Annotated in this window: 25 protein-coding genes; 13 read left to right on the top strand and 12 right to left on the bottom strand. The window is 60.4% G+C overall.

Going from position 1 to position 23,729, the window contains the following annotated elements:
- Window positions 1-116: 116 nt before the first annotated feature.
- Together RTCIAT899_RS10835 and RTCIAT899_RS10830 are read left to right on the top strand one after the other, a co-directional pair.
- The gene (locus RTCIAT899_RS10835; RefSeq protein WP_041677913.1) at window positions 117-1,244 is read left to right on the top strand and encodes an ATP-dependent DNA helicase; all 1,128 of its coding nucleotides are present in this window, start codon (window positions 117-119) and stop codon (window positions 1,242-1,244) included.
- A gap of 187 nt (window positions 1,245-1,431) precedes the next feature.
- A complete protein-coding gene (locus tag RTCIAT899_RS10830) occupies window positions 1,432-2,184 on the top strand; it encodes a pyridoxine 5'-phosphate synthase (RefSeq protein WP_015340272.1) in 753 nt (250 codons plus the stop codon).
- A 245-nt stretch (window positions 2,185-2,429) separates the two neighbouring features.
- Here the strand turns inward: RTCIAT899_RS10830 and RTCIAT899_RS10825 are convergent, their stop codons facing one another.
- The gene (locus RTCIAT899_RS10825) at window positions 2,430-3,317 is read right to left on the bottom strand and encodes an SDR family oxidoreductase (protein ID WP_015340271.1); all 888 of its coding nucleotides are present in this window, start codon (window positions 3,315-3,317) and stop codon (window positions 2,430-2,432) included.
- Window positions 3,318-3,454: 137 nt separating this feature from the next.
- On the opposite strand from RTCIAT899_RS10825, the gene RTCIAT899_RS10820 reads away from it, so the two are divergent.
- Together RTCIAT899_RS10820 and RTCIAT899_RS10815 are read left to right on the top strand one after the other, a co-directional pair.
- Window positions 3,455-3,871 (top strand): winged helix-turn-helix transcriptional regulator, encoded by a 417-nt coding sequence (locus tag RTCIAT899_RS10820; RefSeq protein WP_015340270.1) that lies wholly within the window; start codon window positions 3,455-3,457, stop codon window positions 3,869-3,871.
- 9 nt (window positions 3,872-3,880) lie between these two features.
- Window positions 3,881-5,128: an FAD-dependent oxidoreductase gene (locus RTCIAT899_RS10815; protein WP_015340269.1), complete on the top strand. Its 1,248-nt coding sequence runs from the start codon at window positions 3,881-3,883 to the stop codon at window positions 5,126-5,128.
- Here RTCIAT899_RS10815 and RTCIAT899_RS10810 read toward each other — a convergent pair whose 3' ends face one another.
- The 5 genes from RTCIAT899_RS10810 to RTCIAT899_RS10790 all read right to left on the bottom strand — a co-directional run bounded on the left by RTCIAT899_RS10810 (window position 5,129) and on the right by RTCIAT899_RS10790 (window position 9,414).
- Window positions 5,129-6,343, bottom strand: a complete 1,215-nt coding sequence (locus RTCIAT899_RS10810; protein WP_015340268.1) for an MFS transporter — start codon at window positions 6,341-6,343, stop codon at window positions 5,129-5,131.
- 52 nt (window positions 6,344-6,395) lie between these two features.
- Window positions 6,396-7,013: a TetR/AcrR family transcriptional regulator gene (locus RTCIAT899_RS10805; protein ID WP_015340267.1), complete on the bottom strand. Its 618-nt coding sequence runs from the start codon at window positions 7,011-7,013 to the stop codon at window positions 6,396-6,398.
- A gap of 90 nt (window positions 7,014-7,103) precedes the next feature.
- Complete coding sequence (locus RTCIAT899_RS10800) at window positions 7,104-7,610, bottom strand: GNAT family N-acetyltransferase (protein ID WP_015340266.1); 507 nt, start codon at window positions 7,608-7,610, stop codon at window positions 7,104-7,106.
- A gap of 84 nt (window positions 7,611-7,694) precedes the next feature.
- Window positions 7,695-8,624, bottom strand: a complete 930-nt coding sequence (locus RTCIAT899_RS10795) for a bifunctional helix-turn-helix transcriptional regulator/GNAT family N-acetyltransferase (protein WP_015340265.1) — start codon at window positions 8,622-8,624, stop codon at window positions 7,695-7,697.
- 70 nt (window positions 8,625-8,694) lie between these two features.
- Window positions 8,695-9,414, bottom strand: coding sequence for an aspartate/glutamate racemase family protein (locus RTCIAT899_RS10790; protein WP_015340264.1), 720 nt, complete (start codon window positions 9,412-9,414; stop codon window positions 8,695-8,697).
- A 162-nt stretch (window positions 9,415-9,576) separates the two neighbouring features.
- On the opposite strand from RTCIAT899_RS10790, the gene RTCIAT899_RS10785 reads away from it, so the two are divergent.
- Window positions 9,577-10,041: an Lrp/AsnC family transcriptional regulator gene (locus RTCIAT899_RS10785; RefSeq protein WP_015340263.1), complete on the top strand. Its 465-nt coding sequence runs from the start codon at window positions 9,577-9,579 to the stop codon at window positions 10,039-10,041.
- Between the two features lie 109 nt (window positions 10,042-10,150).
- On the top strand, window positions 10,151-11,413 hold the full coding sequence (locus RTCIAT899_RS10780; RefSeq protein ID WP_015340262.1) for an NAD(P)/FAD-dependent oxidoreductase: 1,263 nt from the start codon (window positions 10,151-10,153) through the stop codon (window positions 11,411-11,413).
- 54 nt (window positions 11,414-11,467) lie between these two features.
- Here the strand turns inward: RTCIAT899_RS10780 and RTCIAT899_RS10775 are convergent, their stop codons facing one another.
- Window positions 11,468-12,511: an NAD(P)-dependent alcohol dehydrogenase gene (locus RTCIAT899_RS10775; protein WP_015340261.1), complete on the bottom strand. Its 1,044-nt coding sequence runs from the start codon at window positions 12,509-12,511 to the stop codon at window positions 11,468-11,470.
- 201 nt (window positions 12,512-12,712) lie between these two features.
- On the opposite strand from RTCIAT899_RS10775, the gene RTCIAT899_RS10770 reads away from it, so the two are divergent.
- Complete coding sequence (locus RTCIAT899_RS10770; protein WP_041677519.1) at window positions 12,713-13,621, top strand: AraC family transcriptional regulator; 909 nt, start codon at window positions 12,713-12,715, stop codon at window positions 13,619-13,621.
- An 18-nt stretch (window positions 13,622-13,639) separates the two neighbouring features.
- Here RTCIAT899_RS10770 and RTCIAT899_RS10765 read toward each other — a convergent pair whose 3' ends face one another.
- Window positions 13,640-14,122: a hypothetical protein gene (locus RTCIAT899_RS10765; protein ID WP_244441409.1), complete on the bottom strand. Its 483-nt coding sequence runs from the start codon at window positions 14,120-14,122 to the stop codon at window positions 13,640-13,642.
- A 186-nt stretch (window positions 14,123-14,308) separates the two neighbouring features.
- Between RTCIAT899_RS10765 and RTCIAT899_RS10760 the strand changes: the two genes are divergently transcribed.
- Both RTCIAT899_RS10760 and ilvC read left to right on the top strand, forming a co-directional pair.
- Window positions 14,309-14,959, top strand: coding sequence for a TetR/AcrR family transcriptional regulator (locus RTCIAT899_RS10760; protein WP_041677515.1), 651 nt, complete (start codon window positions 14,309-14,311; stop codon window positions 14,957-14,959).
- A gap of 44 nt (window positions 14,960-15,003) precedes the next feature.
- Window positions 15,004-16,023 (top strand): ketol-acid reductoisomerase, encoded by a 1,020-nt coding sequence (ilvC, locus tag RTCIAT899_RS10755; protein ID WP_015340257.1) that lies wholly within the window; start codon window positions 15,004-15,006, stop codon window positions 16,021-16,023.
- A 50-nt stretch (window positions 16,024-16,073) separates the two neighbouring features.
- Here the strand turns inward: ilvC and RTCIAT899_RS10750 are convergent, their stop codons facing one another.
- The 3 genes from RTCIAT899_RS10750 to RTCIAT899_RS10740 are packed head-to-tail and all read right to left on the bottom strand — an operon-like array spanning window position 16,074 to window position 17,299.
- The gene (locus tag RTCIAT899_RS10750; protein ID WP_015340256.1) at window positions 16,074-16,661 is read right to left on the bottom strand and encodes a class I SAM-dependent methyltransferase; all 588 of its coding nucleotides are present in this window, start codon (window positions 16,659-16,661) and stop codon (window positions 16,074-16,076) included.
- Between the two features lie 51 nt (window positions 16,662-16,712).
- Complete coding sequence (locus tag RTCIAT899_RS10745) at window positions 16,713-17,090, bottom strand: type II toxin-antitoxin system VapC family toxin (RefSeq protein ID WP_015340255.1); 378 nt, start codon at window positions 17,088-17,090, stop codon at window positions 16,713-16,715.
- Window positions 17,090-17,299 carry an AbrB/MazE/SpoVT family DNA-binding domain-containing protein gene (locus RTCIAT899_RS10740; protein WP_015340254.1) on the bottom strand — a complete coding sequence of 70 codons (210 nt, stop codon included), beginning with the start codon at window positions 17,297-17,299 and terminating at the stop codon, window positions 17,090-17,092. Before RTCIAT899_RS10740 ends, RTCIAT899_RS10745 begins: the two co-directional genes overlap by 1 nt.
- Before the next feature lie 221 nt (window positions 17,300-17,520).
- Here RTCIAT899_RS10740 and RTCIAT899_RS10735 point away from each other — a divergent pair, with 221 nt between their 5' ends.
- Window positions 17,521-18,750 (top strand): aminotransferase-like domain-containing protein, encoded by a 1,230-nt coding sequence (locus RTCIAT899_RS10735; protein ID WP_015340253.1) that lies wholly within the window; start codon window positions 17,521-17,523, stop codon window positions 18,748-18,750.
- Window positions 18,751-18,768: 18 nt separating this feature from the next.
- On the opposite strand, the gene RTCIAT899_RS10730 is transcribed toward RTCIAT899_RS10735, so the two are convergent.
- Complete coding sequence (locus tag RTCIAT899_RS10730) at window positions 18,769-19,827, bottom strand: aldo/keto reductase (protein WP_015340252.1); 1,059 nt, start codon at window positions 19,825-19,827, stop codon at window positions 18,769-18,771.
- A gap of 171 nt (window positions 19,828-19,998) precedes the next feature.
- On the opposite strand from RTCIAT899_RS10730, the gene RTCIAT899_RS10725 reads away from it, so the two are divergent.
- The 3 genes from RTCIAT899_RS10725 to RTCIAT899_RS10715 are packed head-to-tail and all read left to right on the top strand — an operon-like array spanning window position 19,999 to window position 23,710.
- Window positions 19,999-20,979 carry an ABC transporter substrate-binding protein gene (locus RTCIAT899_RS10725; protein WP_015340251.1) on the top strand — a complete coding sequence of 327 codons (981 nt, stop codon included), beginning with the start codon at window positions 19,999-20,001 and terminating at the stop codon, window positions 20,977-20,979.
- A 17-nt stretch (window positions 20,980-20,996) separates the two neighbouring features.
- A complete protein-coding gene (locus tag RTCIAT899_RS10720) occupies window positions 20,997-22,691 on the top strand; it encodes an ABC transporter permease (protein ID WP_015340250.1) in 1,695 nt (564 codons plus the stop codon).
- Window positions 22,679-23,710, top strand: coding sequence for an ABC transporter ATP-binding protein (locus RTCIAT899_RS10715; RefSeq protein WP_015340249.1), 1,032 nt, complete (start codon window positions 22,679-22,681; stop codon window positions 23,708-23,710). The genes RTCIAT899_RS10720 and RTCIAT899_RS10715 overlap by 13 nt, the downstream gene beginning before the upstream one ends.
- The last annotated feature ends 19 nt before the right edge of the window (window positions 23,711-23,729 follow it).

The raw sequence follows: 23,729 nt of genomic DNA, 5'->3' as shown, positions 1-23,729 counted from the left end.
AGGCCTCGCATTTTGCGTTGCCGGACATGAGACACGCCTCCTCGGGATTTTATTCCCAGCTCGCCGGGTATTTTTTACCGCTTGCTTCCATCAGCCGAATCCTGCCAAGTCGAATCATGCAATTCGCGCCGCAACAAGATGAAGCGCTCCAGGCCGTGGCCAAATGGCTGAAGGAAGGGCGTTCACCGTTGTTCCGTCTGTTCGGCTATGCCGGCACGGGCAAGACGACGCTTGCGCGGCATTTCGCGGAGCATGTGGATGGCGAGGTGCTGTTTGCGGCCTTTACTGGCAAGGCGGCGCAGGTGCTGCGCTCGCGCGGCGCCTCCAATGCCAAGACCATCCATTCGCTGATCTACCGGCCGCGCGGCGAGGAAGCCGTCGAGGACGAGGAGACGGGAAAGACATCGATCGCCCCGATGTTCACCATCAATCGCCAGAGCCCGGTCGCCAAGGCTGCGCTGATCATCGTCGACGAATGCTCGATGGTGGACGAAGCGCTTGGCAAGGATCTGATGAGCTTCGGAACGCCCATTCTCGTGCTCGGCGATCCCGGGCAACTGCCGCCCGTTTCCGGCGGTGGGTTCTTCACGAACGAGGAGCCGGATTATCTTCTGACGGATATCCATCGCCAGGCCCGCGACAATCCGATCATCCAGCTCGCCATGCAGGTGCGTGAGGGCAAGGAGATCATGCACGGCGACTATGGTACCGCGCAGGTGATCTCGAAGAACGAAGTCACGCAGCCGCTGGTGCTGGAGGCCGATCAGGTGCTCGTCGGCACCAACAGGACGCGGCGGCGTTACAATCAGCGTCTGCGCGAGCTGAAAGGATTTACGGCCGACTACCCGCAATCCGGCGACAAGCTGGTTTGCCTGCGCAACGATCCGGCCAAGGGGCTGCTCAACGGCTCGCTCTGGCAGGTCATGACGTCCTCCCGGGAAACGACGAAGCCCGGCATCAATCTGCTGGTGAGGCCGGAAGATGACGACATGGATCGTGGGGCGGCCAAGATCAAGCTGCTCAAGCAGGCCTTCGAGGATGTCGAGGGCGAGATCCCCTGGTCGACGCGCAAGCGCTATGACGAATTCGACTACGGCTATGCGCTGACGGTGCATAAGGCCCAGGGCTCGCAGTGGAACAATGTCGTGCTGTTCGACGAGAGCTGGGCGTTCCGCGATACGCGCGAGCGCTGGCTCTATACGGCCATTACCCGCGCTGCCGAGACGCTGACGATCGTCCGATAGGGCAGCGTTTGCGGTAACAAATATCTCCAGAAGGACGTTGCTGCCGATGCGTCGCCACGTGGTGATGTCGCTTTGTCGTGCCCATCAAAGTTTTGTATGGGTTGATGTCGGAATCTCGTTGGTTTTGCTGCGCATAATGGCCTAAAACGGCTGCTATCATCCGCTTTGAAAATCAGGGATTTCGATCATGCCCGCCAAGCTTTCCGTGAACCTCAATGCCATTGCGATGTTGCGCAACCGGCGTGACCTTCCCTGGCCGAGCGTCACGGGCTTGGGACGTATCGCGCTGGCGGCAGGTGCAAGCGGTCTGACTGTTCATCCGCGTCCCGATCAGCGGCATGTCCGCTTTTCCGATCTGCCCGAAATCCGTGCGCTGATCGATGACGAGTTTCCGGAGGCGGAGTTCAATATCGAGGGCTATCCGAGCGACGAATTCTTTGATCTCTGTGCTTCTGCCGAGCCGGAGCAGGTGACACTCGTGCCCGACGATCCCACTCAGGCGACATCGGATCACGGCTGGAACTTCCGCGAGAACCGCGAGCTGTTGGTTGATGTCGTCGCCAAGTACAAGGCGATCGGTTGCCGCGTGTCGCTGTTTGCCGATGGCGACGGCGATGCCGAAGCGGTGAAGATCGCGAGGGAAGTCGGTGCCGACCGCATCGAGCTTTACACCGGCCCCTATGGCGGATGCTATGATGATCCGCAAAAGGCTGCCATCATTCTCGAAGCGCTTGGCAAGACCGCCGACGCCGCCTTCGCCAATGGTCTCGACGTCAATGCCGGTCACGACCTGACGGTCGCCAATCTTCCGGCGCTGCTGAAGCGCATTCCGAAGCTCGCGGAGACCTCGATCGGCCATGGGCTGACCGCCGATGCGCTGGAATATGGCATGGCGGAAACGGTACGGCGTTTCCGCCGGGCTTGTGGGCAGGTGGTTTGAGCGGGAAGGTTTTGCGGCTGGTCAGGCAGCTGCATCTCTGCCGCGTCTTTCTGCCTGGCCCCTCATCCTAGCCTTCTCCCCGCATTGCGGGGAGAAGGGACGATCGAGCGCCCACTGGCTACACCACTTGCTTAGAGTTTGCGTATGACATGAAAACTCCCTCTCCCCGCACGCGGGGAGAGGGCTGGGGTGAGGGGCTATGCACAAGGGCGCGGCGAAGGAAGCTTCATCCGACTTTCCAAAACTCAGCCGAGCAACGCGGCCTTGTGTTCCTCGATGAAACCGCGCAGCGTCTGGGGCTCCTTGCCTGTGAGCTTGTTGAAGTCGTTGGTGAGGATGTCGAATTTGCCGGCGCGGGTATTGGCGTCCGCGGAGACGAGCATGTCGACCACGAAGGGCGGCAGGCCGGCGCCGGCGAGACCGGCGGCGAACTGTTCGTCATTGACCTGCACGACTTCGAGCGGACGGCCTGTGATCCTGCTGACGACGCTCGCCACATCTTCGATGGTGACGGCGGTGGAGCCCGTCAGCGTGTAGGTGGCGTTGTCGGTCGTGTCGGAAGCCAGGGCGGCGGCGATGGCGAGTGCGCAATCTTCGCGGCTGATGTTGCTGACGCGGCCGCCGCCGGTTGCCGTGTACCATTTGCCGGTTTCGAGGCTGTGCGGCAGGCTGTGCAGATAATTGTCGAAATACCAGGCGTCGCGCAGGATCGTGTAGCCGATGCCGCTCGCCTTAATAGCGTTTTCCGTGCCGAGATGGTCGGGCGCGAAGCTGACAAGCGAGCCTTCTGGTGCCGGCATGGACGTATAGAGAATGTGTTTAACGCCAGCCTTCTTCGCAGCTTCGACGGCGGCTGTGTGCTGCTTCAGGCGCAGGCCGGGCACAGCGAGCGCATCGGTGCTGATGATCAGCAGACGGTCGACGCCGGTGAAGGCAGCGGACAGACTGGCGGCATCATCGAAATCTGCCTTGCGGGTGACGACGCCCTTGGCGGCGAGATCGGCAAGCTTCTCCGGGCTGCGCGTGGCGGCGATGATGCGGCCGGGCGCGACCTTGTATGTCTCCAGCAGGTGATGGATGACGCGCTGGCCAAGCTTGCCGGCGGCGCCGGTGACGAGAAGAGTGCTGCTCATAAGTTTTCCCTTGTTGGGCCGCCGCACATTCGCAGGGCCTTCTTGCTCTCAAAAAGAGACTAGCACTAGAATAGGAATTGACTTCGCCGTGTAAAGGAGGCAGTTTTTCGGCTCCAAGTTACCAAAAGGGAACCGGCATGGCAGCCAGCGCCGTCGTCAATCTGCGCAGTAAGGATCCACCGCTACGCGACGTCGATCTCAGCAATCTCGACTTCAGCAACTGTCCGGTGCGGGACCTGATCTCGCAGATCGGCGGAAAATGGTCGGTGCTGTTGCTGGAGACACTGGCTAAACGGCCGTATCGTTTCGGCGAATTGCGCCGCCTGGTGCCCGATATTTCGCAGCGCATGCTGACACAAACGCTGCGCGACCTCCAGCGCGACGGCTATGTCGATCGTGAGGTCTTTCCCACCAAGCCGCCAAGCGTCGAATATCGCATGACGGATCTAGGCTACTCGCTTTACGAGCCACTGGCGCTGCTTCTGAACTGGGCCGAGGCCAATCATGAGGCCGTCAAGGCTGCAAGAGCACGTTTCGATCAATCGCCGGACTGAGCCGTCACAGTGAAGCCTTTGAAGATCGCCATAATCGGCGCCGGTCCTGCCGGTCTTGCCGCCTCTCTCTTTCTCACTCGCGCTGGCCACACGACCGATATCATCGAAAGGTTCGATAGCCCGGCTCCCGTCGGTTCAGCGCTGATGCTGCAGCCGACCGGGTTGACCGTGCTGGAATCGCTTGGGCTTGGTCCAGCCATTCATGCTGCCGGAAACCGCATCGATCGATTGTTCGGCACGGAAACCACCCGCGGTCGCGTCGTCCTCGATGTGCGCTACAATGCGCTGCCGGGCGGGCGCTATGGGCTCGGCGTTCATCGCGCGGCCCTGTTCGACACGCTTTATGACGAGGTCTCCGCGCGGCGATATCCTATCCATACGGGGCAGTGCGTTATCGGCGTCGTGGAAGAGGGCAGCGGAAGCTATCTCTCTGTCGAAGGCGGCGAGCGCCTCGGGCCTTACGATCTCGTCATTGACGCCAGTGGTGCGCGTTCGGAGCTGGTGACAGCATCGCCCGTCGCGCCGCGTGCACGAAACCTCGTCTACGGTGCCTTCTGGGCGACGCTCGACTGCCCCGATGGACTGGTGGATCAGTCAGCTCTGACACAGCGCTATGACAAGGCGAGTGTGATGATCGGCGTTTTGCCGATCGGCAGCAGAAGGCCGAATTTACCGAAGCAGGCGGCTTTGTTCTGGAGCCTGAAGGTGGCGGATGCCGATGAGGTGCGCAAGCGTGGGCTTGAGCGCTGGAAGCAGACAATCCGCGGCTATTGGCCGGAATGTGAGCCCCTGCTGGAGCAGATTACAGACTGGGATCAGTTGACGCTGGCGCGTTATGCCCATCGTACCGTGATGACGCCCTATAGCGGGCGGACTGTCTTCGTCGGCGATGCGGCCCATTCCACTAGCCCGCAGCTTGGGCAGGGCGCCAATATGGCGTTGCTCGATGTTGCCGCGCTCGCGCATGCTCTGGCAGGACATGAAACGATCGATGCCGCACTTGCTGCTTATGCCAAGGCACGGCGGATGCATGTGCGGCTTTTTCAGCTGCTCTCTGCTGCCTTTACGCCCTTCTACCAATCGGATTCGGCGGCGCTGGCCTGGATCCGAGATCGGCTGGTTGCGACCATTGCCCAAGTGCCACCCGCACCGCAGATCCTGGCCGGCATTGTCTCCGGCACGCTGGTCGATCCGTTTCATGGCGCAGGCTTGCGCGAATGTGACTGGCTGCGGCAGGCTGTGCCACAGCCGTCTTGATCATTTTTCCCGCTCGGTCAGATAGGCAAGCAGCGCAATGACCGGGAAGGCGACGCCGATCCAGGAGGCCATGTTCCAGCCGCCGGTGGCATAGGCCCAGCCGCCAAGCGCCGAGCCGAGGGCGCCGCCGGCGAAGAAGGTCGCCATATAGAGGCCATTGAGGCGGCTGCGATGTTCGGCGCTGAGCGCGAAGATGGCGCGTTGGCCGAGCACGAGATTCGTCTGGACGCCGAAGTCCAGCATGATGCCTGACAGCGTCAGCGTGATCAGCGCCAGCAACGAACCGCTGCCGGAAAAATGGCCGATCAGGAAGGCGACAATAGCGAGCACCAGGGCGAAGGCCGTGGCAAGCTTCGTCCAGCCGCGATCAGCGACGCGTCCGGCAATCGGCGAGGCGACGGCGCCGGCGGCTCCGGCAAGTGCGAAGAGGGCGATGCCATTCTGTGTCAGACCGAAGGCAGGGCTTGCCAGCAGCAGCGGCGTCGTCGTCCAGAAGAGGCTGAAGGCGCCGAACATGCAGGCCTGATAGAGCGCACGTCGCTGCAGGACCGGTGTGCGAAGCGCGAGGTGGCCCATGGAGGACAGCAGCTGCCCATAATGCAGTTTCGTATGGGGCACGCGGGTCGGCAGAACGAGGCGCAGGATAACAATCAGCCCGATCATGACGCCGGCCGAGATAATATAGACCGCGTGCCACGACAGAAGCTCGGACAGGAAGCTCGCAGCCGGACGGGCGAGCATGATGCCGACGAGCAGGCCGCTCATGACATTGCCGACGACAGCGCCACGGCTGGCGTCCGGCGCCATATGGGCAGCGAAGGGGACAAGGACCTGCACCGCGACAGACGCAAGGCCGATGCAGAGCGAGGCGAGCAGGAACAGTGACGGCGACCATGCGAAGGCTGCGCCAACTAGCGCAACGGCGGCGAGCGCCACCAGCGTCAGGACCAGTTTCCGGTTCTCGAGAAGGTCGCCGAGCGGGACGATCAGCAGCAGGCCGAGGCCATAGCCGATCTGCGTCAGCGTGACGATGAGGCCGGTCGCCGCCGGGCTGAAGCCGAGTGACTGGCTGATGGGGCCGGCAAGCGGCTGGCCGTAATAGAGATTGGCGGCAACCAGCCCGCAGGCGGCGGCGAACATGAATGTCAGCAGCGGTGAAAGGGTCTTTTCCGGGAGCGGCGTGCTCTCCCGTCTGGCAGCGGCAGTTGCGGGCATGTCTCATCCTCAATAGGAGCGGGGGTTACGTTCCCCGAAATCTCAGTGAAAATCAGTTCAGCAGTTTCATGGCCGTTTCGGCGACGGCGAGCATCTGTTCGGTGGTGCGGCCAGTCTTGCCGATCACACGCATACCCTTCGTCAGGGCAAGGAGGGTGCAGGCAGTACTTTCCGGATCGACATGCTTCGATATGGAGCCATCCTCCTGTCCGAGACGGATCAAATTGAGGATGCGTCTTTCGTCGAAATCGAAGGCGACGCCGACGCGACCGGCGACTTCTTCGTCGAAAAGCGCAAGCTCCGTTGCGCTTCCGACCACGAGGCAGCCGCGGCGGCCGATCTCCCCGCATGAGGCCTCCGCGAAGAACGTCACCAAGGCACGAAGTTTGTCATGAGCATTCGGAGCTTCCGCAAGCGTCTCGTCGATGAGTTGCTGGCGGACCTGGCGATACCGGCTGAACGCGGCGAGGAATACGCCGCGCTTGTCGCCGAAAGCCTTGTAGACGCTGCCTGCGGTCAGGTCCATGGCCTCGGTCAATTCGCTGATCGAGGCGGCATAATAGCCGCGCTCGGAAAAAACGCGCAGCGCTTCGTCCAGCGCGGAATCCATGTCGAATTCCCGTGGGCGACCGCGAAGCTTCGGTGCGATGTCGAGTGTGTCTGTCGTCATGTTGCTCTTTTAGGAAATGATCGTTTCCAAATCAAGCGAATTTTTGCGCCGCGGCAACAACTGGAAGAATAGTGATTGCGACCGGTCCCGCTACTCGTGGAAAAACGCCATGTGGATCGCGTCCTTATAGCGGCCGTCGATGCGAACGGATTTGCGGGCGAGGCCCTCCCGCACAAAACCGACTTTTTCGTAGAGCGCGATGGCCTTGTTGTTGTCGGCATGCACGCTGAGTTCGACGCGTTCTATTCCTGCATCCCGCGCGGCATGCAGCGTCGTCTCTATCAATCGACGTCCCAATCCCCGGCCGCGATAGGCGGGGATGATGCCCATGCCGAGCTTGCCGGCGTGGGCATGGGAAGGAAAGCCATGGCGGCTGATATCGCACCAGCCGACCACCTTCCCATCGGCCAAGGCGACGAATTGCGGATTGCCTTTTTCGATCATGCCAAGCACGAAAATGCGTGTTTCTTCCAGCGGAAAGGCTTCGAGCAGCGATAGATATTCCCGCTCACGCGCGACCGCATCGAGCGCCTTGTGAAAACCTTCGATATGCTCGGCTGATATGGGTTCTATCCGGATTTCGGTGTCGGTGGTCATGGGAAAAGCTCGATGCAAATTAGGGTGTATCGAGGATATGGTTCAACCAAGCGCCTGTCTATCCACCTATCTTCCCAAGGATATTTACAGATCGAGTTCCCATGTCTGGCCGTTCAGTTCCGGGCCGAACATTCGATGCCGTTCCTCCGCTACAAGTCTGAAGCCAGTCTTGATGTAGATCGCTCGGGCCGTATCGAGAATGTCATTGGTCCAGAGCGAGAGTGTTTTATAGCCGGCATCACGCGAGAAACGGATGCATTCGTCGACCAGCATCTTGCCGAGGCCGAGGCCGCGGGCTGTCTTGTCGACATAGAGCAGCCGAAGCTTTGCGATGCCGTCGCCGCCATTGGTGATCATGGCGGAGCCGACATTCAGGCCGCCTCGCTCGGCAATCCAGCACCGATCTTTTTGCGGGTTGAAATTAGACAGGAATTTACCGGCGACTTCGGCCACCAAGCCTTCGAAGCGATCGTCCCAGCCGAATTCCTCGGTGTAGAAGCGCGCCTGGCTTTGCACGATCCAGCCGATGTCACCAGGGCGGTGATTGCGAATGATCGCGGGGGGCGCTTCGGTTCGATCGGGGCCGAGTGTTTCCTGTATCGTCTGCATCGCTGCAACGACACGCTCGGGTTCGCCGGGCGCGAGTTTTTCGAAATATCCGGCGATCTGCGCGCGTGAGCGGCGGACGAATTCCTCGAATTGCGCCTGTCCCTTGTCGGTGACCTTTATGATCTGGCTGCGCGCATCGTTCGGGTCCAGCGTCGTTTCGATCAGCCCATCCTCGCGAAAGCGCTTGACGATGCGGCTGAGATAGGCGGGGTCGAGATGCAGCTCGCGTGTCAGCGCGGAAGCTGCGACGCCACCGCGGAAGCCGACTTCGAACAGCACGCGCACATCCGTGAGCGTATAGGGGCTGTCGAGATAGGCCTTGTTCAGGACGCCGAGGAAATTCGTATAGAAGCGATTGAAGTTACGAACGGCATCGATGGTCGTGAAATCGGCAGCGGCGGGCATGACATCGTCTCCTCAGGTATAGAGACGATGTCCGATATTTGTTGGACTCAGTCAAGTAAATTGATTGACGTCAGGCGGCGCAGCTGCTGCGAGCCTTTGCATCCGCAAGAGCAAAGTTTACGGCGGCTTCCGCGTGGATCGTCGTCGTGTCGAAGCCCGGCAGGATCAGCGCCTTCGGATCGAGGATGAGGCAGATCTCGGTGCAGCCGAGAATGACGCTGTCGGCGCCTTCCGCCTTGGCGCGCGCGATGATGCCGTTCAGCTTTCGGCGCGATTCGTCCTTGATGATGCCGGCGCAGAGCTCGTTAAAGATGATATCGTGCGTGACGGTGCGATCCTCGGGACCGGGCACCATGATGGAGACGCCGTTTTCAGCCATTCGCTCGGCATAGAAGCCGTGTTCCATCGTGTAGCGTGTGGCGAGCAGCAGCGGCTTGATCCTGCCGGCGGCCTTTAGGGCCGCGGCGGTTTCATCGATGATGTGGATGAGCGGAGCTGAAACGCGTTCGGCAACCTGAGGTGCGATCAGGTGCATGGTGTTGGTGCAGATGAGCACGCATTCGGCACCGGCCTTTTGCAGGCGTTCCGCCGCATCGGCGAGGCGATCGGCCGCATCGTTCCAGCGTCCAGCCTTTTGCAGCGCGACGATCTCTTCGAAATTGACGGAGTACATCACCATTTCGGCCGAGGAGAGGCCGCCCAGCCGCTCGCGGACCATTTCGTTGATCAGGCGATAATAGACTGCCGAACTCTCGAAACTCATACCGCCGATCAGGCCAATGGTGCGCATAATGCTGTTCTCCGCTCGTGGATTTTGAATGGAGGAATAGTGCGGCGATTCACCCGCCGTATGTTTGCGTTTTTTGAAGCTTATCAAGATCTCTCTGCAAATGTTTGCGCATTTTTCGATTTATGTGCAAAATACTGGCGTATATATGGGGAGTTGCCGCACATGCTTGATGAACGCGACCGAAAGATTCTCGAATTTCTGCAGGCGGATGCCGGCATTTCCGTCACCGAACTTGCCGATCGCGTCGCCCTGTCGGTGTCGGCCTGCTCGCGTCGCATACAGCGGCTTGAGGAAAGCGGGCATATCGCCCGGCGTATCGTCGTGCTCGACCGCGAGAAGATGGGAGTGCCGACCACGGTCTATGCGATGATCAAGACGGCGCATCACGCCGACGAGTGGATCGAATCCTTCCGCAAAGTCATCGGTGATATCCCTGAGATCGTCGAGGCGCATCGGCTTACCGGGAATTATGATTATATCCTCAAGATCGTGTTGCCGCGTGTCGAGCATTACGATGTCATCTACAAGCAGCTCGTGCGCAAGATCGAGCTCTTCGACGTCTCGGCGTCGATCTCGATGGAGGAACTTAAAAGCGGCGCCTCCGTTCCTGTCGGGTATGCACAATAGGTGCCTTGGCCATATCGTGGCCGTGCAGAGGTGCCATGCATAAAAGATGGTTGCTGCATATCCTTCTCAACCCTACGTTTTTCAGCAGGCTTAATTGCGAGGTGTTGCCATGCAGGATCATCATGTCGTCGTGGTCGGAGGTGGCTTTGGCGGGGTACAGCTCGCCAACGATCTGAAGGGTGCTCCCGTCCGCATCACGATGATCGATCGGCGCAATCATCACCTTTTTCAGCCGCTTCTCTATCAGGTCGCCACTACGCTGCTTGCCACTTCCGAAATTGCATGGCCGATCCGCAATTTCTTCCGCAATCGACCTGACGTGACGACCTTGCTTGCCGAAGTCGTCGGCGTCGACGGCGCGGCGCATGAGGTGCTGCTGAAGAACGGTCAAAAGATCCATTACGACACGCTGGTGCTGGCGACCGGCGCTACCCATGCCTATTTCGGCCATGACGAGTGGGAGCCGGTGGCGCCGGGATTGAAGACGTTGGAGGATGCGACCACCATCCGCCGGCGCCTCTTGCTGGCCTTTGAGCAGGCGGAAATGGAAACCGACCCGACCGTCCGTGAGGCGCTGTTGACCTTCGTCATCGTTGGCGCGGGTCCCACGGGTGTCGAGCTCGCCGGTATCATCTCCGAGCTGGCTCGGACAACACTGCCGAAGGAGTTCCGCAATATCGATACCCGCAAGGCGAAGATCATCCTCGTCGAGGCCGGCCCAAGGGTGTTGCCCGCTTTCGCGCAAGAGCTCTCCGACTATGCGCACAAGGAGCTGGAACTGCTTGGTGTCGACGTCCGCTTTGGTAGACCGGTCACCTCATGCACGGCCGAAGGCGTGACGATTGGCGACACCTTCGTGCCATGCCGTACCATCGTCTGGGCGGCGGGTGTCGAGGCCTCGCCGGCGGCGAAATGGCTTGGCATTCCAGCCGATCGTGCTGGTCGCGCCATCGTTGACAAGGATCTGAGGGCGCCAGGCATGGAGGATATCTTCATCATCGGCGATACCGCAGCCGTCATGCGTGACGATGGCAGCCCCGTGCCGGGGATCGCTCCGGCTGCCAAGCAGCAGGGCGCTTATGTCGCCAAGGTCATCAAGGCCAAGCTTGCGGGCAGACCGTCGCCCGGACCGTTCCACTATCGCCATCAGGGCAGCCTTGCGACGATCGGCAAAAGTGCTGCGATCATCGATTTCGGCTGGATCAAGCTGAAGGGCTGGCTCGCGTGGTGGGTCTGGGGGCTTGCTCACATCTATTTCCTGATCGGCGTGCGCTGGCGCATCGCCGTCGCCTGGAGCTGGCTTTGGATCTATATCAGCCGGCAACATAGCGCCCGGCTGATCACGCAGAAGGAAACCATGCGCGAGGAATGAAAAAGGGCAGCCGTAGCGGCTGCCCTTTTCGTATGAGTTGCTGCGCAACAGTGCCTATGCCAGCGAAGCGATGTCGATGACGAAGCGGTAGCGCACGTCGCTCTTCAGAACGCGCTCGTAGGCTTCGTTGATATCCTGAATGTCGATCTTCTCGATCTCGGCGACGATGTTATGCTCGCCGCAGAAGTCGAGCATTTCCTGCGTTTCCTTGATCGAGCCGATCATGGAGCCGGAAAGGCTGCGGCGGCCGGGGATCAGCGAGAAGGCATGGACCGGAACCGCGTGCTCGGGAACGCCGACCAGCACCATGCTGCCATCATATTTCAGCAGGTTCAGATAGGCGTTCCAGTCGATCGCCGTGCCGACCGTGTTGATGATCAGGTCGAAGGTGCCCGCGAGCTTGGTGAAGGTTTCGGCATCGCTGGTGGCGTAGTAGTCCTTTGCGCCGAGCTTGAAGCCGTCTTCCTTCTTCGACAGCGTCTGGCTGAGGACGGTCACATCGGCGCCCATGGCGTGCGCCAGCTTGACGCCCATATGGCCGAGGCCGCCCATGCCGACGATGGCAACCTTCTTGCCGGGGCCGGCCTTCCAGTGACGCAGCGGCGAATAGAGCGTGATGCCGGCGCACAGCAGCGGCGCGCCCGAATCGAGCGGGATATTGTCCGGGAAGGAGAGGACATAGCCTTCCTTGACGACGATCGAGTCCGAATAGCCGCCGAAGGTCGGCGTCTTGCCGTCGGCTTCGACGTCGTTATAGGTCTGCACCAGACCCGGCATGTAGTGTTCGTAGTCCAAGTCGCGCGTGGCGCAGGTCGTGCAGGAATCGACGAAGCAGCCGACGCCGACGCGGTCACCGACCTTGAACTTGGTGACCTTGGAACCGACAGCGGTCACCGTGCCGGCAACTTCATGGCCCGGCACCATCGGATATTTCGAGCCGCCCCATTCGTTGCGGGCCTGATGGATGTCGGAATGGCAGACGCCGCAATATTGAACGGCAATAACGACGTCGTCATCATTCGGTTCGCGGCGCTCGAAGGTGAAGGGAACGAGCGGCTTGGACGCGTCGGTTGCTGCATAACCCTTTGCGATAGGCATGGGAGATTTCCTTATCTTTTCGGATGGGTTGGGGGTAGAATCTGGAGGGCCCACCATGCATCAGGACCGGGCCACAGCGTTAGAGCGATCCTGCAAGCTTTATGTACGATCCTGCGAATCTAAATGCGCGGCAGGTCTTTCGCGATCGAACGGTGTTACCTAGATAGACATCGATATCTGCTCGAAAACAGTTGGTTGCGCATGACACTGCCTTTCAATCCCAATCAGGAACTCGCATCGATCGTTGCACGTTTCGCCACGAGCGACGGCGAACATCGCACGCCGATAGACAATCTCAATCTCTATCGGCAGTCGGCCGCGACTGTGTGGCAGCATGGGGCTTATCGGCCCTGTTTTGCAATCGTGGTTCAGGGCCGCAAGAACCTGACAATCGGCGCCGAGACCTACAATTACGGTGTCGGCGAGTATATTTTGACCGCGCTCGACCTTCCGGTATCGACGCAGGTCACCAATGTCGGCAGCGATACGCCTTATCTTTGTTTTGGCATGGCGCTCGACAGCGAACGGTTGAAGGAGCTCCTGTCGCGCGCCAGCATTCCGCGTCAGGCGTTGACCGAGCCTGTGCGCGGAATTGCTGTTAATGCCGCTTCGCCGGAACTGCTCGATGCCTCGCTGCGGCTGCTCCGATTGCTTGATCGGCCCGAAGATATTCCAGCCATGGCGCCTTTGATCGAGCAGGAAATCCTCTATCGCCTGCTGACCGGCCCGAATGGCCCTCGGCTGCTGCAGATCGCAATGGCGGAGAGCCAGAGCAACCGGGTGGCGCGGGCCGTCGCCTGGCTCCGCGGCAACTATACGCAGCCGCTGCGCATCGAAGAACTCGCCGAGCGCGTCGGCATGAGCGTTTCCTCGCTGCATCACCATTTCAAGACTGTTACGGCACTATCGCCGATGCAATATCAGAAACAGCTTCGGCTGCATGAGGCGCGGCGGCTGATGCTCGTCGAGCAGCTCGATGTCGGCTCCGCCGGCCATCGTGTCGGATATCAGAGCCCCTCGCAATTCAGCCGGGAATACAGCCGCCTTTACGGCCTGCCGCCGCTGAAGGATGTCGAGACGATGCGCAACAACGCGGTTGCCGCCGAGTAGGTCTCGGGCCGACGGCAGTTAGCTGATCGGCGCGTTGCAGCTGCCGCCATTCCATGTGTAGCTCGGCGTGATGTCCTGCGGCCCCCACAGACCTTCGAAACGATGATAGCCGGCATCGAAACGGATTGTCAGCGAGCCCATTCCATATTTGTCGAACCATCGCAGCGTTCGTACTCTGCCGGGTGTCGTTCCGATTTCCGAGAGTGTGCCGACCGTTGTCTTGCCATCGTCTTTAAAACGATATGTCCCCGCTATGTGGCCCTTCGCATCGACCTGCAACGACGTTTCGACATCGACCAACCGATCGCTGGAGAGAAGCTTGCCGCAATAGTGCCCAGCGGGGCGCGGCAGAGATTTTGACGCTGCGTACACCGGTAGGGGGAGATGGAATAGTCCGCTCGCAAAGCAGATTCCAGCAATCCAGGTGATTGCCCAGCGTTTACCGCTTTCCATGCGTCCGACGTGCCAGGCTGGCGCCGCTTTATAAGATTGATTGACCACGGGTTTCACCGAACGATCTCGTAGCAATAGAGGCCGACATGATCTATCTATTGTGCGCCTGCCATGACAAGTGTCCTCCGTCTTTTTAACGCAATGCAGCAACGAATTCCGCTTGACGGCTGCATCGGTGTCCTGCATAAAGCGCCACGAACCGTACCGTACGGTACGCATTTGGGAGTAGCCATCGTGCTGAGCGAAGCAGGACAGTCGAGCGAGTTTTCGCCGCGCCAGAACGCCGTTCTGGAACAGGCGCTGCGTCTGCTCGTCGATGGCGGCGAGAAGGCGCTGACGACCTCCGGCGTTGCGCGCGCTGCCAATTGCTCGAAGGAAAGTCTTTACAAGTGGTTCGGTGACCGGGACGGCTTGCTGTCGGCGATGATCACCTATCAGGCCAGCAAGGTTCGCACCTTCGAGCGCAATGGCGAACGGCTGAATACGGCAAGCCTGCATGACCATCTCGTCATTTTCGCGCGCGACCTTCTGGAAGTCCTGGCCGGCGACGTTTCTCTTGCTTTGAACCGCCTGGCGATCGGCCAGTCGAACCGCGACGGCTCCAAGCTCGGCAAGCTGCTACTGGAGCGCGGGCGGCGGCAGATCGACCGTCGCGCCATCGGGCTTATCGATGCCGGCAAGCGGGCAGGGCTGCTGCGCTTTATCGATGCCGACGAGGCATATCACACGCTTTACGGGCTCATCGTCTCCGATTTGCATGTGCGCATGCTGCTCGGCGAGCCCGGTTTGAACGATACTAGCCGTCAGGCTGGGAAGGCGGTCAGCGCCTTCCTCAAGCTTTACGGCACGGAAAAGGTATTGGCGGAAGCGGCAGCGACCGTCTGACAATTTAAAATCTGCACCCAGACAAGCAAAGGGAAGGACAAACAATGCGCGTCTATTACGATCGTGATGCCGATCTCAACCTCATCAAGTCGAAGAAAGTCGCCGTCATCGGCTACGGTTCGCAGGGCCGCGCTCACGCGTTGAACCTGAAGGACAGCGGCGCACAGAACCTCGTGATCGCGCTGAAGGCCGGTTCCCCCACGGTCAAGAAGGCCGAAGCCGACGGCTTCAAGGTCATGACCGTTGCCGAGGCAGCTGCCTGGGCCGACCTGATGATGATGGCGACCCCAGACGAACTGCAGGCCGACATCTACAAGGCCGACATCGCCCCGAACATCCGTGACGGCGCTGCGATCGCTTTCGCCCACGGCCTCAACGTTCACTTCGGCCTCATCGAGCCGAAGGCTTCGGTTGACGTCGTCATGATCGCTCCGAAAGGCCCGGGCCACACGGTTCGCGGCGAATACCAGAAGGGCGGCGGCGTTCCCTGCCTCGTAGCGGTTCATCAGAACGCTTCCGGCAACGCCCTTGAACTCGCTCTCTCCTATGCCTGCGGCGTCGGCGGCGGTCGTTCGGGCATCATCGAAACCAACTTTCGCGAAGAGTGCGAAACCGACCTCTTCGGCGAGCAGGTTGTTCTCTGCGGTGGTCTCGTCGAGCTCATCCGCGCCGGCTTCGAAACGCTGGTTGAGGCCGGCTATGCTCCGGAAATGGCCTACTTCGAGTGCTTGCACGAAGTGAAGCTGATCGTCGACCTGATCTATGAAGGCGGCATCGCCAACATGAACTACTCGATCTCGAACACGGCCGAGTGGGGCGAATACGTCACCGGTCCGCGCATCATCACCGAAGAGACCAAGGCTGAGATGAAGCGCGTCCTCAAGGACATCCAGACCGGCAAGTTCACCTCCGAGTGGATGCAGGAATACCGTTCGGGCGCTGCCCGCTTTAAGGGTATCCGCCGCAACAACGACAGCCACCAGATCGAAGAAGTCGGCGCCAAGCTGCGCGGCATGATGCCCTGGATCGGCAAGAACAAGCTGGTCGACAAGTCGGTCAACTAAGCTTTCGGCGAAAGTCGGATTTGAGGGCCGGGGCGAAAGCTCCGGCCTTTCTATTTATGGGCCGCGACGTAGAGCCATCTTGTCGGCTCGCCATCGAAGCCGCCACCATCGGCTTCGGTCATGGTGATGTTCTTCCATCCGCCAGTGCTCAGCATATCCCGAAGCCATGAGGCCGACGGATAGTTATAATAGCGTCCGAACTTGTCGTGCCCCTCTGCTTCACCCGCTTTGAAGCTGGCGTGGAAGATGCCGCCCGTTTTCAGGGCGCGCAAAATGCGATCGAAGATATCTGGCAGGGCGGATCGCGGAACATGCAGGAGGCTGGCCTCCGCCCATATGCCGTCGAAGATTTCGGTAGCGTCCAAGGCTTCGAAACGCATCACTCGAACAGGCCTGCCGAGACGCTTTTCCGCTTCCCTGGCAAGCTCGGCTGAACCGTCCGTCGGCGTGACGTCGAAGCCGCGCGAGAGCATATAGGCGGCATCCTGGCCGCCGCCGCAACCCAGTTCGAGGATGGCTGCGGGGGCGGGCAGGGCGGCCAGAAAGGCATCCAGCCTTTGACGCGGTAGCTGGCGTTCACGCGCCGCGTAGCTGGCGGCGTTGTCGGTATAGAAGGACGCTGTCGGGTCGGTGCTCATGCTGGTTGGCGCCTTTTTCGAGATGTATCGCGTTTAAGCGGAAAAGGGCATCTATTGTGCCTTGCCAAAATAGATCACGCGCTCCAGGTCCTTGAAATGCGCATCCAGCGTCAGAACATCGGCGTCGTGCAATTCGGCCGTGGCGTAGATGATCGCATCGGCGAGCGCCAGTTTGTGTCGCGCCGAGACTTCGGCGGCGCGGCGGGCGAGGGCGGTATCGAGGGGAGCGATGATGCAGGTGGCGCTATAAGCGAAGAAGGAATCGACCGCGTCCTCATCGCGCTCGCGTTCCAGCCATTTGGCGAGTTCGAGCTGGACGATGGTGGGGACGATACATTCGGTTCGCGCAGGCATTTCGCTCTGGAGCCGATCTGCAGCCGGACCTTGGGTTAGCCACTCGATCCAGGCTGAGCTATCAACGACGCGCATCAGAACCGGTCTTTCCGGTCACGGTAATGGTTGGGGTTGGCGCCCTTCGCCATGCCCTTGAGGTCGGCAAGTTCGGGTATGGGAATAAGCAGCACACCCTTGCCCTTCGGAATGAAAACGAATTCCTGGCCCGCGCTCCAATGCTGCTGGTCGCGAACTTCCTTCGGGATCGATATCTGAAATTTCGAGGAGAGAGTTGCCGTGGCCATTCTTACGTTCTTCCGATCGATGGATGCAACGTAAGAATAACACCCGCAGAGAAAAATGTATAGGTCATTTCAGAAGCGGTCTGAGCATCGATGACCGGTAAGGCATCGATCAGTTTCGAGAGTTGTTTGTCACTGTCACAAATAAAATAGGTCAGTATTGTTGACTTATCTTTTGTTGCGTGATCTTGTGGCACAAAGACCAAAAATTACGAGGAAGCCCCATGTTGAATTGGGAAAATATCTTTGCGACGCGTTCGAGCCGTATGCGCGCCTCCGAAATCCGTGAGCTGCTGAAGCTGCTGGAGCGGCCGGATATCATTTCCTTCGCCGGTGGCATTCCCGATCCCGCTCTGTTTCCGGATGCCGAATTCAAGCAGGCCTATGCCGACATCTTTTCCGGTCCAACTGTCAATGCAGCGCTACAATATTCGGTCAGCGAAGGCTACAAGCCGTTGCGCGAATGGCTTGTTGGCCAGATGGGCGCGCTCGGCATTCCCTGTGAGCTCGAAAATGTCTTCATCGTTTCCGGTTCACAGCAGGGGCTCGATTATCTCGGCAAGCTCTTCCTGTCACCGAAGGACACGGCGCTGGTGACGGCGCCCACCTATCTCGGCGCGCTGCAGGCCTTCAACGCCTATGAGCCGACCTACGATCAGCTGACGCCGAACGGCAACCGCACGCCGGATTCCTATCGCGCCGCGGCTTCGCAGGCGGGTGGCCGGGTGAAGTTCGCCTATCTCTCGGCCGACTTCGCCAACCCGACGGGCGAGACCGTCGATCTGGCTAGCCGCAAGAAACTGCTCGACCTTGCCGAAGAGCTGGATATCGCCGTCATCGAAGACGCTGCCTATCAGTCTCTGCGCTATGACGGTGAGCCGGTCGCGCCGATCCTGGCGCTGGAAATCGCGCGCAAGGGCAGCATCAACGACACGCGCACGATCTATTGCGGCAGCTTCTCCAAGACCCTGGCGCCTGGCCTTCGCGTCGGCTTTATCGTCGCGAATGCGCCTGTTATCCGCAAGCTGGTGCTGATGAAGCAGGCGGCCGACCTGCATTCCTCGACCATCAACCAGATCGCGATCCATCAGGTCGCCGAGCGCGGTTTTGATGCGCAGGTTGCCAAGGTCCGCAAGACCTATAGCCACCGCCGCGACTGGATGCTGGCCGCACTTGCGAAATACATGCCAGACGGTACGAGCTGGACGAAGCCGCAAGGCGGCATGTTTGTCTGGATCACCTTGCCGAAGGGCATGGATGGGGCGAAACTGCTGGCAAGGTCCCTCGAGACAGCCAAGGTTGCCTTCGTGCCCGGTCAGGCCTTCTTTGCTGATGGCACCGGCGCGAATACGTTCCGCGTCAGCTTCTCCTGTGCCAATGACGAGATGATCGAAGAGGGTATCTCGCGGCTCGGCAAGCTGATTGCAGGCGAGATCGGAGCAATGGCGGCCTAAGCCGCCACTGCCGTTTTTTTACTTCGTCAGATACGGGCCGATCAGAGCCAGATCGGCCTCGCTCAGCCGATCGCTGGCGGTATTGCGCTGGTGCCAATAGGGATACATCAGCGGCTGCAAGCTGACGTCGTCGAGCCGCTTGCGTTCTTCGTCGGTCAGCTTCAGCTCGGCACTCGCAAGATTGTCCTTGAACTGCGCCTTGGTGCGGCCGCCGATGATAACCGAGGTCACGCCCTTGCGGCCGATGAGCCAGGCAAGCGCCACTTGGGCCGCCGAAACGCCGCGACCCTCGGCAATCTCCACCAGCGCATCGACGATATTCCAAAGGCGGTTCTCGTCGCGGATCGGCGGTTCCGTCCAGCCGGCGAACTGCCGCGTGCCTTCCGGCGTCGCCTGATTGCGGCGGTGCTTGCCAGATAGCAGACCACCGGCAATCGGGCTCCAGACGAGGATACCGAGGCCCTGGTCGATACTGATGGGCACCAGCTCGTTTTCCGCGTCGCGGGCTTCCAGCGTGTAGTGGATCTGCTGGCTGACGAAGCGTTCGCGCTTGTCGCGCTCGCTGACGCCGAGCGCCTTCATGATGTGCCAGCCGGAAAAGTTCGAGCAGCCGATATAGCGGACTTTGCCCTGGCGAACCAATGTGTCGAGCGCTTCCATCGTCTCTTCCAGCGGCGTCTGTCCGTCCCATTCATGCAGCTGGTAGAGATCGATGACGTCGGTCTTCATGCGCTTCAGGCTTGCCTCGCAGGCCTGGATAAGATGCTGGCGGGATGAGCCGGCATCGTTGACACCAGGCCCCATCGGGAAGCGCGCCTTGGTGGCGATGAGCACGCCGTTCTTCCGCTGGCCACCGATGATCTCGCCGAGAATCTCCTCTGACGCGCCTTGCGAGTAGACATCGGCCGTATCGAGCAGGTTAACGCCGGCATCCACGCACATGTCGACGAGCTTCTTTGCTTCCTTGACGCCGAGATCGCCAACGGTTTTTGCCCAGCCGACGCCGCCGAAAGTCATGGTGCCCATAGTGATGGTGGAAACTTTGAGGCCGGAGCGGCCAAGCAGGCGATATTCCATCGATCTGTCCTCCTCGATCCCGTCTGAAATACGTGCGTCAAGAAATAGCGCCAGAGAACAATGGTCAAGATTCAATCATCATACGAACGGCAATCTATTCAAATTCAACTGTCACAATCATGTTAAGCCCTGCGTCTAGACAACCTCATACAACCTAGCCGAGGACGCTTCATGAAGACCTTTGTTTCCGCTTTTGCCGGCCTGCTGGCCGTTGCTCTTTTCTCCGGTAGCGCCAACGCCGCCGACCTCGTCCTCTACACCAGCCAGCCGAATGCCGATGCGCAGGCGACCGTCGACGGCTTCATGGCCGCCAATCCCGGCATCAAGGTCGATTGGGTTCGCGACGGCACGCCGCAGATCATCGCCAAGCTGCAGGCTGAGATGCAGGCCGGCGCTCCCGTCGCCGACGTTCTGCTGATCGCCGATATGGTGACGCTGGAGCGCTTGAAGGAAGCTGGAAAGCTGCTGGCCTACAAGTCGCCGGAAGCCGCAAATTACGATCCGTCGCTCTATGACGCCGGCGGCTGCTACTACTCCACCAAGGTGATCACGACCGGCATCGTCTACAACACGGCTGCCGCGATGAAGCCGGCGAGCTGGCAGGATCTGGTAAAGCCAGAAGCCAAGGGCCTCGTCGCCATGCCGAGCCCGCTTGCTTCGGGCGCTGCTCTCATTCATGCGCAGACGCTTGCCGGCGTTAGCAGCCTGGGCTGGGACTATTACAAGAATCTCGCCGACAATGGCGCTATCGCTTCCGGCGGCAACGGTGCCGTGCTTAAGGCCGTCGCCTCCGGCGAAAAGGCCTATGGCATGATCGTCGACTACATGCCGATCCGCGAAAAGGCCAAGGGCGCTCCGCTGGAATTCGTCTTCCCGAAGGAGGGCGTTTCGGCGGTCACCGAGCCGGTCGGCATTCTCGCCGGAACGCAGCATGCCGACGCCGCGAAGAAATTCGTCGATTACGTTCTCTCCGAGAAGGGGCAGGAAGGCTTCCTGAAGCTCGGCTATATTCCGGCTCGCAACGGCACGCCGCTGCCGGAAGGCTTCCCGGCACGTGACAGCATCAAGGTTTTGCCGTTGAATGCCGCCGATGCTCTCAAGAACACGGATCAGGCCCTGAAGACTTTCTCCACCTACTTCAAGTCGAAGTAATCCAACCCGGATTTGGAATGTACCGATATGTGCGTCGAGGAAACAGCCAGCCGGCCTGGCTGTTTCCTTTTGTTGTTGCCGTCGTGCTTTTGCTCAGCGTCCTGCCGCTGGCGCGGCTGGCGCTTGCCGGCATCGAGGCCTTGCTTAGGGGTGGCGCCTATGAACTCATCACCGATCCCTCGCTCTGGCGCTCGGCCTGGTACACGATCGAGACGGCTGCCCTCGGCACCATCGTTTCCGTCTTGCTCGGTTGTCTCTTTGCATTCCTGCTGACATTGACCGATCTGCCGGGCAGGGGGCTGCTCGGCTTCCTCTTCGTATTGCCGATGATGATCCCGCCGCAAGTAACGGCACTCGCCTGGGTGCAGATGTCCGGGCCGTCGAGCCCCTTGCTGAAAGCGTTGCATATCGCGCCGCCGCTCGGCTCGCCGCAGCCGCTCTATTCTATCGGCGGCATCGCGCTGCTCTACGGCGTCCAGCATGCGCCGCTCGTCTATCTCGCCTTGCGCGCCGGCCTGATGGCGCTGCCGCGCGATGGTGTCGAGGCCGCAAGGCTTTCGGGCGCGTCCGGCCTGCGCGTCTTCCGCGATATCATCCTGCCCTTGTCCCTGCCCGGTGTCATTGCAGGCGCTGCGATTGCCTTCGTCTCGTCCATCGGCAATTTCGGCATTCCGGCGATCCTCGGCATTCCCGCCTCGATCTATACCTTGTCGACCCTGATCTTCACGAAGTTCTCCAGTTTCGGGCCGCGCACCTTCGGCGATATCGCCGTGCTGTCGACGATGATCGCCGTCATTGCCGTTGCCGGTCTTGCCGTGCAGGGCAGGGCCTTGAAGGGGCGTGACTACCGCGTCATCGGCATTTCCGGCGCGGCTGCTGCCTTTTCGCTCGGCCGCTGGCGCTATCTTGCCTTGCCGGCGCTCCATGCCATCCTGTTCGTCATGCTTGTTGCTCCCTTCCTGGCTCTGGTCGCAGGTGCGCTTGTGCCGGCATATGGCGTGCCGCTCACCGTCAAGACGGCGTCGCTCAACGCATTTACGGAAATCCTGTTTCGGCAGAGCATAACGCGCACCGCCTTTTCCAATTCACTGTTTCTGGCGTGCACAACGGCGCTCGGTCTGCTGCTGGTGACGGTGCTCGCGGCCTATGCGCTGACGCGGCGTAGAGACATGCTGAGCCGCATCGTCGGGGGCATGATCGAGATCCCGTATTCGCTTCCGGGCATCATCATCGCCGTCTGCTTCATTCTGGTGTTCGCAGCGCCGCTGCCGATCCTGAATGTTACACTTTACGGGACGATCTGGATCATTCTGCTTGCCTATTTCTCCGCCTATTTCGCCGTCAGCCTGAAGCCGGTCATGAGCGCCTTCCTGCAGCTCGATCCGGCATTGGAGGAGGCGGCACGGCTTTCCGGAGCCGGATTCTTCCGGCGTTTGACCGATATCATCGTGCCGTTGATCGCGCCGGCGGCCGGCGCATCCGTGATCCTCGTTTTCCTGATTGCCTGCAACGAGCTGACCGTTTCGGCGCTGCTCTGGTCGGCCGGCACGCAGACGCTCGGCGTCGTCATCTACAATCTCGACGATGGCGGCAGTGCCGATCTGGCCTCGGCCATGTCGGTCATCGTCATCGCCATGGTCGTCATCATGATGGTGCTTCTGGAAATCATGGCCAAGCGCCTGCCGAAGGGAGTGGTGCCTTGGCGAAGCTGATCCTCAATCATGTCAGCAAGGATTTCGGCGTGGGCGGACGTGCTGCCGTCAACGCCTTGTCGCTCGATGTTCGCGAGGGTGGTTTCCTGGCGCTGCTCGGCCCCTCGGGCTGCGGCAAGACGACCGTGCTTCGAATGATCGCCGGCTTCGAGCAGCCGACGGATGGCTCCATCCATCTCGGCGAACGGCTACTGGCGGATGCCGCAAACATGTTGCCGCCGGAGCGGCGCAACATGGCAATGGTGTTCCAGTCCTATGCACTCTGGCCGCATATGAACGTATCAGACAATGTCGGTTATCCGCTGAAGGTACGCGGCATCTCCGGTGAGCGTTACCGCGAGAAGGTGCGCGAGGCGCTGGCGACCGTACGCCTTGGCGATTATGCGGAACGCAGGCCCGCCGATCTCTCCGGCGGTCAGAGGCAACGTGTGGCACTGGCTCGCTGCCTAGTGACATCGCCCGATGTCGTGCTGCTCGACGAGCCGCTCGCCAATCTCGACCGTCATCTGAAGAAGGAGATGGAGGAGACGTTTCGCGAGTTTCACCGGCGCTCCGGCGCCACCATGGTCTATGTCACGCACGATCAGAGCGAGGCGATGGCGCTTGCGACCGATGTTGCCGTCATGTCCGAAGGGCGGCTGCTGCAGGTGGCGCCGCCTGCGGAAATCTATTCGCGCCCCGAAGGGAAAATGGTCGGCGGCCTTGTCGGGCAGGGCGCTATCCTGTTGCTCGCTTTTCCCGACGGCGGGCCACGACGCATCGACTGGTCGTCGTTCCGGAGGCTTTGGGAGAAGCGGGCAGATGGTTCGGCGGTTGCGGATATCCTCGTGCGGCCGGAGGATGTGATTGCCGATGCCGAGGGTATTTCGTGCCGGGTCGATTCCGTTCTCTACGAGGGTGAGCGATATGCGATGAAGCTATCAATGCCGGATGGCCAGGTGCTGCGTGCCTACAGTCGTGAGGCTGTTGCCGCGGGTAACGTTTATCCCGTTGCCATCCGCTCGGCCTGGCGGCTTTGATCGGCCGGGGACAAGATGG

This window comes from Rhizobium tropici CIAT 899, assembly GCF_000330885.1.
Classification (GTDB): domain Bacteria; phylum Pseudomonadota; class Alphaproteobacteria; order Rhizobiales; family Rhizobiaceae; genus Rhizobium; species Rhizobium tropici.
Note: the sequence above shows the minus strand (reverse complement) of the source record. Positions and strands in the feature narration are given on the sequence as shown.